Source organism: Chryseobacterium sp. Leaf405, from assembly GCF_001425355.1.
Classification (GTDB): domain Bacteria; phylum Bacteroidota; class Bacteroidia; order Flavobacteriales; family Weeksellaceae; genus Chryseobacterium.
Map to the genome: position 1 here is coordinate 24,958 of NZ_LMQN01000004.1, position 8,440 is coordinate 33,397.

Annotated in this window: 8 protein-coding genes; 3 read left to right on the forward strand and 5 right to left on the reverse strand. The window is 34.4% G+C overall.

Features of this window, described 5'->3' with window-relative positions; translation table 11 throughout:
* Window positions 1–19 precede the first annotated feature (19 nt).
* From lpdA to recQ, 5 genes are all read right to left on the reverse strand, one after another.
* Window positions 20–1,423, reverse strand: coding sequence for a dihydrolipoyl dehydrogenase (gene lpdA, locus ASG22_RS03920; RefSeq protein WP_055980908.1), 1,404 nt, complete (start codon window positions 1,421–1,423; stop codon window positions 20–22).
* A gap of 107 nt (window positions 1,424–1,530) precedes the next feature.
* Complete coding sequence (locus ASG22_RS03925; RefSeq protein ID WP_055980911.1) at window positions 1,531–1,881, reverse strand: hypothetical protein; 351 nt, start codon at window positions 1,879–1,881, stop codon at window positions 1,531–1,533.
* 62 nt (window positions 1,882–1,943) lie between these two features.
* Window positions 1,944–3,026 carry a glycosyltransferase gene (locus ASG22_RS03930; protein ID WP_055980914.1) on the reverse strand — a complete coding sequence of 361 codons (1,083 nt, stop codon included), beginning with the start codon at window positions 3,024–3,026 and terminating at the stop codon, window positions 1,944–1,946.
* Window positions 3,027–3,124: 98 nt separating this feature from the next.
* The gene (locus ASG22_RS03935) at window positions 3,125–3,526 is read right to left on the reverse strand and encodes a hypothetical protein (RefSeq protein ID WP_131726142.1); all 402 of its coding nucleotides are present in this window, start codon (window positions 3,524–3,526) and stop codon (window positions 3,125–3,127) included.
* Between the two features lie 67 nt (window positions 3,527–3,593).
* Complete coding sequence (gene recQ, locus ASG22_RS03940) at window positions 3,594–5,798, reverse strand: DNA helicase RecQ (RefSeq protein WP_055980920.1); 2,205 nt, start codon at window positions 5,796–5,798, stop codon at window positions 3,594–3,596.
* Window positions 5,799–5,955: 157 nt separating this feature from the next.
* On the opposite strand from recQ, the gene ASG22_RS03945 reads away from it, so the two are divergent.
* The 3 genes from ASG22_RS03945 (at window position 5,956) to tatC (ending at window position 8,313) form a co-directional block, all read left to right on the forward strand.
* Complete coding sequence (locus ASG22_RS03945; protein WP_055980922.1) at window positions 5,956–6,915, forward strand: SIS domain-containing protein; 960 nt, start codon at window positions 5,956–5,958, stop codon at window positions 6,913–6,915.
* Window positions 6,916–6,926: 11 nt separating this feature from the next.
* Window positions 6,927–7,421: a hypothetical protein gene (locus tag ASG22_RS03950; RefSeq protein WP_055980925.1), complete on the forward strand. Its 495-nt coding sequence runs from the start codon at window positions 6,927–6,929 to the stop codon at window positions 7,419–7,421.
* Between the two features lie 70 nt (window positions 7,422–7,491).
* On the forward strand, window positions 7,492–8,313 hold the full coding sequence (gene tatC, locus ASG22_RS03955; RefSeq protein ID WP_055980928.1) for a twin-arginine translocase subunit TatC: 822 nt from the start codon (window positions 7,492–7,494) through the stop codon (window positions 8,311–8,313).
* Window positions 8,314–8,440: the final 127 nt, after the last annotated feature.

Here is an 8,440-nt window from a genome sequence, read left to right on the forward strand (position 1 = left end):
TTTTGAAATTTTAATAAAATTACATATGGATAGGTCTCTTCCCTGTAGCATCCAATGCAGCTTCTTTAATAGCTTCGGCATATGTCGGGTGAGCGTGAGAACTTCTTGCAATATCTTCAGCACTTGCACGGAATTCCATAGCAATTACGCCTTCTGCGATAAGGTCAGCAGCTCTCGCTCCCACGATGTGCATTCCTAAAACTTCGTCAGTTTTTTCGTCTGCGATAATTTTAACCAAACCGTCAACATCTCCACTTGCACGGCTTCTTCCTAACGCTCTCATCGGGAAAGAACCTACTTTGTAAGCTACGCCTTCTTCTTTCAATTGCTCTTCAGTTTTACCAACTCCTGCAACTTCTGGCCAGGTGTAAACAACACCAGGAATCAAGTTGTAATTAACGTGAGGTTTTTGTCCGGCCAACGTTTCAGCAACAAAAACTCCTTCTTCTTCAGCTTTGTGTGCCAACATTGCCCCTTTGATAACATCTCCGATTGCATAGATATTTGCAACGTTTGTCTGTAAGTGATCGTTTGTTTTTACTCTTCCTCTTTCGTCAAGTTCTACCCCTGCTTTCTCCAATCCAAGTCCGTCTGTGAAAGGTTTTCTACCTACAGAAACTAAACAGTAATCTCCTTCAACGGTTACTTCTTCTCCTTTCTTATCTTTAGCAGTGATTTTTACAGTATCTCCATTTCTTTCAACTGCAGAAACTGCTGTAGAAAGCATGAATTTCATTCCTTGTTTTTTAAGAACTTTAGTCAATTCCTTGCTTAAAGCTCCATCCATTGTAGGAATAATTTTGTCCATAAACTCAACCACAGTTACCTGAGCTCCTAATCTCAAATAAACTGAACCTAATTCAAGACCGATAACTCCACCACCGATAACTACCAAATGTTTAGGAATTTCTTTAAGATTTAAAGCTTCCGTAGAAGTAATTACTCTTTCTTTATCTAGGGTAATGAAAGGTAAAGTAGTTGGTTTAGAACCCGTTGCAATGATTGTATATTTAGAATCGATCGTTTCTGTAGAACCGTCGTTTTTAGTAACTTTAATCTGAGTAGCAGATTCAAAACTTCCAACACCTTCAAAAACAGTAATTTTGTTTTTGTTCATCAGATAATTGATTCCGTCTGTATTTTGTTTTACTACCTCATTTTTACGCTCGATCATTCTTGCGATATCAGCCTGAGGCTCGTTGATAATGATTCCGTGACCTGCAAAATTGTGTTTTGCATTCTCAAAATGCTCAGAACTGTCTAAAAGCGCTTTTGACGGAATACATCCCACGTTAAGGCAAGTTCCTCCTAAAGTTGGATATTTTTCAATAATGGCTACTGTGAAACCTAATTGTGCAGCACGAATTGCAGCAACATAACCACCAGGACCGGAACCGATTACGGTAACATCGAATTGACTCATTTTACTTTATAGTTTTTATTATTTATCTTTCTTAATTATTACAAATTTAACGATTAATTACCACGTGAGAAAGTGAGATTTGTCAAATTTAATAGAGAAGTCTTTAATTATAAATCCACATTCAATTTCCCCTGTCCAAAAGTTCCTGAACTATCGAAATATGAACCTCCATAAACATACCACTCAAGACTTTCCAAAAATTCCACTGCATTTTCAGGCGTTATTTGTGAACGGTCTTTTTTAGAAACGATTCCTTTGTACCATCTTCCTGATTTGGGAAAGCTTTCAAATTCAACAAAATAATGAATCCATATTCTCTGGCATAATTTGCATTGTTGAATGCTAACTTCTGCATATCTTCCGTTGGTATGATCAATTCCTAATTCAGAACTTCTGTATTCGGTATAATTTGAGTCGGGTTTTTCGCAGGCACATCCTATTTTCTGGACTTTATTCATTGATGGAATCTTGATTTCTAAATAAAAATTATTAGCGACAAAGGTAAGAAAAGTATATAAAATTATTTTGACATTAAATCAATCAAAACCTTTTCATATTGATCTAAAATAATATTTTTTGAGAATCTCGATTTAATAGAATTCTGAATAGATTCTCTATTATACGATTCATGCAGAAGACTCATGATTTTCTGTGCAAAATCTTCATGATTTTCAATATCTGCAATTTCACCGTTCGTATCATCCTGAATAATTTCATTAATTCCTCCGGGACAATTATTGGCTAAAGAATACGTTCCGCAAGCTCCTGCTTCCAATAAAACATTCGGAAAACCTTCATATCTCGACGATAGAATAAACAAGTCTGCATACTTCAAAAATTGATACGGATTTTCCTGTCTTCCATGAAAAACAACATTTTTTAACCCAAGAAAATCTTTCATTTGATGAAGAATTTCACGATCCTGTCCATCTCCTAAAATGTGAAGAATAATATTTTCATTTTTAAGTCTGGAAAAAACTTTCAGTAAATTATCAAAACCCTTTCTTGCAGATAAATTTCCGACGGCAACTACATTTTTATAATTGTATTTAAAACTTTCGGGTTTTATGGATGTCTCTAATTTCGCATTAATAAAATCAAAATCTACAGGATTATTGATCTTCACAATTTTACTTTGTTTAATACTGAAATTATCAACCAAATCCTTCTTCATATCATCACTTTGTGCAATGATTCTCTGATAGTTATTGTAAAAATTATAGAAAAATTTTATCTCTTTTCGGGTAACGTGCTGAGTTACGACATTTGTTTCTCTGGCAATAAATTTTGTTTTCGGGAAAAGTTTGATAAATAATGAGAGATAAGCATTTACTTCTCCAAAACCAGAAAATACAATATCCGGTTTTCTTCGGTAGATTTCCCTTAAAATCGGTTTTAAAGAATGTCGGATTCGTTCTGTATTGACATCAATAATTTCGACATCTTTTTCAAGAAAGTTTAAATAACCGCCTCGTTTACGTAAAAGCAAAATCTTAGGTTCAAATCGATCTCGGGAAAGATGATTCGCAATGGTAGTAACGATTCTTTCTGCTCCTCCGGTTTCCAAATCCGGCAGAATAAATATGACAGATATTTTTTTCATCAGTGTAAAGTTAATAAAAAGTTTTATTAACCTTCAAACCCAACTCTTCAAAAATAGGAAGAATCTCGTTAATATTTTCTACATTTAAAAAAGCATATTTATCCTCTTTGAAATTCATTCCCTCTCGTTTTTAACAATGAAAATGCTTCATCATTTTTTCCAAAAATATTTTCGGGTTCTCCAAAGATTATATTTCCAAAAAAATTACCATTCATCTCTGCTGTAACTTGGTTGATTTCGTTCAATTCTCTAAACTTTATAATTTTTCCACTTCCTTTTTTAGCAACAATAATCCTTTGATTTGTTATCAGGTAACAATTATTCTTAAGTTTAATATATTTTAAAATCCATCTGCCAAAAGTAATATATATTGCAGTAGCAAAAATTACCATTCCAATAATTGGAAATAGCCCAAAATCAGAATTTAGAATATTTATTACAAAAAATATGGAAATTGCTAAATAAAAAACTGAAAATATAATTCTTAATTTCTCAGTCATATTAAAAAAGAAACTCTTCCGAGGAAGAATTTCTTTCAATATTATTTCGTTATTATTTAAAATCATTTTAATTTGCAACGTCGCTGATGAATTTTATTCTCAGCATTCTTACCTCTTCATCGGATAATTCGTCTCCAAACTCATCCAATAATACTTTCATACTGTCGCTTTCAGATTCGGTCATAAATTCCATGAATCCGTCTACAATATCTTCGTCAAAATTATCTTCGATATAATAATCTATATTCAATTTAGTTCCTTGATAAACAATGCGTTCCATTTCTTTCAACAATTCATCCATTGAAATGTTTTTGGCTCTTGCAATATCTTCAAGGTCAATCTTCTTATCCGTACTCTGAATGATGAAAACTTTATGGCTTGATTTATTTGCCACCTGTTTCATCACCATATCCTGAGTACGTTCGATATTATTCTCTTCTACATATTTACTGATAAAATCGGCGAATTCCTTACCGTATTTTTTAGCTTTTCCTTCTCCGACTCCGTAGATTTTTGCAATTTCTTCAACCGTGATAGGATATTGAACCGTCATATCTTCCAAACTCGGTTCCATGAAAACCGTGTAAGGCGGAATTCCGTGCTTTTTGGCTACTTTTTTCTGTAATTCTTTTAACAAAGCAAAAAGATTCTGATCCAAACCGCCTGCTGACTGCATTTGAACCTGATCGCTTTCAGCTTTAGTCTGAGAAAGATCAAACTCCCTGTCTTCAGCAATCATGAATGAATGTTCAAACTTACCATTCAAAGCTAATCTGCCTTTTTCGGAAATTTTTAAAACGCCATATGTTTCAATATCTTTTTGAAGGAAATTCTGAACAGTTGCCTGTCTTAAAATAGTTTTCCAATGATTATCCGTTTCCTCTTTTCCAAAACCAAAATAAGAAGTCTGTTCTAATTTATAAGACTTTGTCACTGCATTTTCTTTCCCCATAATAACGGAAATCAAATCTTTAGACTTAAATTTTTCTCCGGTTTCTTTGATCAGTTCCAGAGCTTTTTTCAAATCATCGGTTGCATCTTTCAATTTTGGCGGATTTGATGCATTGTCGCACATTTTTGCGCCGTCCCCTTTTTCGGGATCAAAATTTTCACCAAAATAATATAAAATATACTGTCTTCTGCTCATTGAAGTTTCGGCATAGCCAACCACTTCATTCAATAACTGCAAACCGATTTCTCTTTCAGAAACAGGTTTTTGAGCAAGAAATTTCTCTAATTTTTCAATATCCTTTGGGTCATAAAAAGCTAAGCAGTGACCTTCTCCTCCATCACGCCCAGCACGTCCTGTTTCCTGATAATAGCTCTCCAAGGATTTCGGGAAATCATAGTGAATTACGAAACGTACATCAGGTTTATCGATTCCCATTCCAAATGCAATCGTTGCGACAATAACATCGGCATCTTCCATCAAGAATTTATCCTGATTGGCAACTCTCACTTTCTGATCAAGTCCTGCATGATACGGAAGTGCATTCACTCCATTTACCTGCAAAAGCTGAGCAAATTCTTCAACTTTTCTTCGGCTCAAACAATATACAATCCCGGATTTCCCTTTATGTTGATTGATAAATTTTACAATTTCTCTATCGACATTTACTTTCGGACGCACTTCATAATAAAGGTTTGCCCTGTTGAAACTTTCCTTAAAAACTAATGCATTGACCATTCCCAAAGTTTTCTGGATATCATCCTGAACTTTAGGCGTTGCAGTTGCCGTTAAAGCAATAACGGGAACATCTGCAATTCTGTCAATGATTGATTTTAAATTTCTGTATTCCGGGCGGAAATCGTGTCCCCATTCTGAAATACAGTGAGCCTCGTCGATAGCCACGAAAGAAATCTTTACATCTTTTAAAAATTCCAGATAATCTTCTTTAATTAAAGATTCCGGAGCTACATATAATAGTTTGGTTTTACCACTCTTGATATCATCGAAAACCTGTTTGGTCTGCGTTTTATTTAATGATGAATTTAAAACATGCGCTACCCCGTCCTCAGATGAAAGACCGTTTACCGCATCTACCTGATTCTTCATTAACGCTATTAGGGGTGAAACTACAATTGCCGTACCTTCCGAAATAAGTGCCGGAAGCTGGTAACACAAGGATTTTCCACCGCCCGTGGGCATTAAAACAAATATATCTTTACCATTTAAAAGATTTTCTATAATTTGTTCTTGCTGACCTTTAAAAGTGGAAAAACCGAAGTATTTTTTCAACTCGCCTGATAAATTGGCATTTTTTGCGCTCATCTAATTTTCTATTGCTAAATTTGCATCTAACCCAAAGATAATAAATTTCTGCTTAACATAAAAGTAAACAAATTTATATTAGCAAAATTTGTATTAAAAGATTCTTTAAAACATAATGCTTTTACGGCATTATTTTATATTTTTTATTAAAGTAAAAATGGAAAAAGCCAATATTATTTCAATAGCAAAAACTACTTTAGAAATAGAAATTTCAGAACTTGAAAAATTAAAAAACAGAATTAATGATGATTTTGTCAAAGCTGTTGAGATTATTCATGCTGCAAAAGGAAAGCTTATTGTAGTAGGAATTGGAAAATCGGCTCATGTAGGAAATAAAATCGTGGCAACCCTTAATTCTACGGGTACTCCATCACAATTTCTTCATGCTTCGGAAGCTATCCATGGTGATCTTGGCGTTATCCAGAAACAGGATATTGTATTGTGTATTTCCAATTCGGGAAACTCTGCGGAAATTGTAAACCTTCTTCCTTATTTAAAAGATTATTCTTCCGCATTAATCGGAATGACCGGAAATAAATCAAGCAAACTTGCCGAATATTCTGAAGTTATTTTAGATACTCATGTGGATATGGAAGCCTGCCCAAATAAATTGGCCCCGACAAGTTCCACCACTTTACAAATGGCGCTGGGAGATGCTTTGGCAATTACTTTAATGGAAATAAATAATTTTCAGGCAAATGATTTTGCAAAATTTCATCCGGGTGGAAGTTTAGGTAAAAATTTAATTTCCAAAGTTGATGATTTTGTTTCTTCACAAAAACCTCAGGTAACGGAAAATGAAACGGTGAAAGATGTTATTATTTCGATCAGCAGTTCACGACACGGAATCACGGTGGTAACTCAAGAAAATGAAATTATCGGTGTAATTACAGACGGAGATTTGAGGAGAATGCTGATGAAAGGTGACGATATTTCTAAAGTTTTAGCAAAAGATATTATGTCTGCCAATCCAAAAACGATTGAGAAAACAGCTCTGGCAAAAGATGCTATGAAAGTTTTAAAAGAAAACAACATCGGGCAGCTTATCGTAACAGAAAACGGAAAATATTTCGGAATTATTGATCTTCATAAGCTGCTTGATGAAGGTATCAATTAACTTTCGATGATATGGCGGTTGTTTACATCATCATTATTTTCATTTTTCTCCTTAAAAAATTTTTAGATAAACAGTCGGAATCATCTCCTGTTCAGGGGCACTTTTTGCAGGAGGAAAAAATTAATAATGAAGAAAATTATGACCAATATTGCGATGATCACTTTGAGCTTTTAATAAAGACTTTAATTTTCTGTACTTATAATCCTGATCAATTTGGCTCTGTTCCTTATGAAGTAGCCTGTATACGAAGTTTGAAAGAAGATTTTGATGATATTTTTGAAGGAAATTGGTTTGAATGCCTGTTCAGAACTCAACTCATCGAAGAAAATCTAAGACATAAGTTATTGGCTTTAAAGCAAACCATATCTTTAATACCTGATAACGACTGGCTTTTTGAAACCATAAACCTTAACGACAATGCACATTGGAAAGAAATCAACAGAATAGCAGAAGAACTATTAACGGATCTGAAAATAGAACAGAGAACTTACGATATTGATTATTAAACTTCCTCATCATAACGTCCCGCTTTACTGAAACTTTTTTCATAAATTTGAGCCTTAAAATAAATATTCTGTGAGTGATGCTAAAGACATGTCCTTCCTTGGGCATATTGGGGAATTAAGAGGCCATCTCATCCGCTCGATTCTTGCTATTGTGGTTGCGGCATTTATTGTCGGCTTTAATATCAACTGGATTATGGATCACATCTTTTTTGGTCCAACGAGAAATGATTTTCCGACGTTTAAACTTGTTAATCACTTTTCACGACTGATTTTAGGGGAAGACAGCATTCATCTTCCGAAAGATTTTCCGGTGCGTGCCAGTAAGCTCTATCAGCAGTTTAATGTAATGATGGCTGTTTCCATTTTTGGGGGTATGGTGGGTGCATTTCCTTATATTGTTTGGGAACTTTGGCGATTTATCGGTCCTGCATTGCATCCAAAAGAAAGAAAAAATTCGATCTTTATCATTAATGCGGTATGGATTTTATTTATGACCGGTGTGTTATGCGGATATTATCTTATTCTTCCGTTTGCCGTTAACTTTGGGGTTATTTTTAAGATCTCAGATATTATCGTTCCGCTTTATGACCTTAGTGATTACACGACATTATTTTTACAGGTCGTTTTGGGAATGGGAGCCATTTTCCTCTTTCCGGTATTGATTTATTTCCTTACTTCCATCGGGATTTTAAATCCGACTTTTATGAGAACCTACCGCCGTCATGCGATTGTTTTGATCATGGTTGTGGCAGCAATTATTACTCCAGCCGATGTTTTGAGTATGATTATGGCTGCAATGCCATTGCTTTTACTGTATGAATTCAGTATCCTAATGTGTGCTTACACTTATAAAAAAGCACAGAAAGCAGCAGGGAATTTGCCGACTGTCTAGAAATAATTTTTAATTGAATACTTTTAAAATATATTCCCGCAGATTGATTCTGTGGGATTTCTTTTGAATTATTTAATGCTGTCGCATTCATTTTTTTTTTGGTTTCGGCGGCGGTAAAGCCGCCGCC

What these genes read in the sequence shown, in the direction of transcription:
- lpdA (WP_055980908.1), bottom strand. Translation starts at nt 1,423, where the DNA reads ATGAGTCAATTCGATGTTACCGTAATCGGTTCCGGTCCTGGTGGTTAT.
- ASG22_RS03925 (WP_055980911.1), bottom strand. Translation starts at nt 1,881, where the DNA reads ATGAATAAAGTCCAGAAAATAGGATGTGCCTGCGAAAAACCCGACTCA.
- ASG22_RS03930 (WP_055980914.1), bottom strand. Translation starts at nt 3,026, where the DNA reads ATGAAAAAAATATCTGTCATATTTATTCTGCCGGATTTGGAAACCGGA.
- ASG22_RS03935 (WP_131726142.1), bottom strand. Translation starts at nt 3,526, where the DNA reads ATGACTGAGAAATTAAGAATTATATTTTCAGTTTTTTATTTAGCAATT.
- recQ (WP_055980920.1), bottom strand. Translation starts at nt 5,798, where the DNA reads ATGAGCGCAAAAAATGCCAATTTATCAGGCGAGTTGAAAAAATACTTC.
- ASG22_RS03945 (WP_055980922.1), top strand. Translation starts at nt 5,956, where the DNA reads ATGGAAAAAGCCAATATTATTTCAATAGCAAAAACTACTTTAGAAATA.
- ASG22_RS03950 (WP_055980925.1), top strand. Translation starts at nt 6,927, where the DNA reads ATGGCGGTTGTTTACATCATCATTATTTTCATTTTTCTCCTTAAAAAA.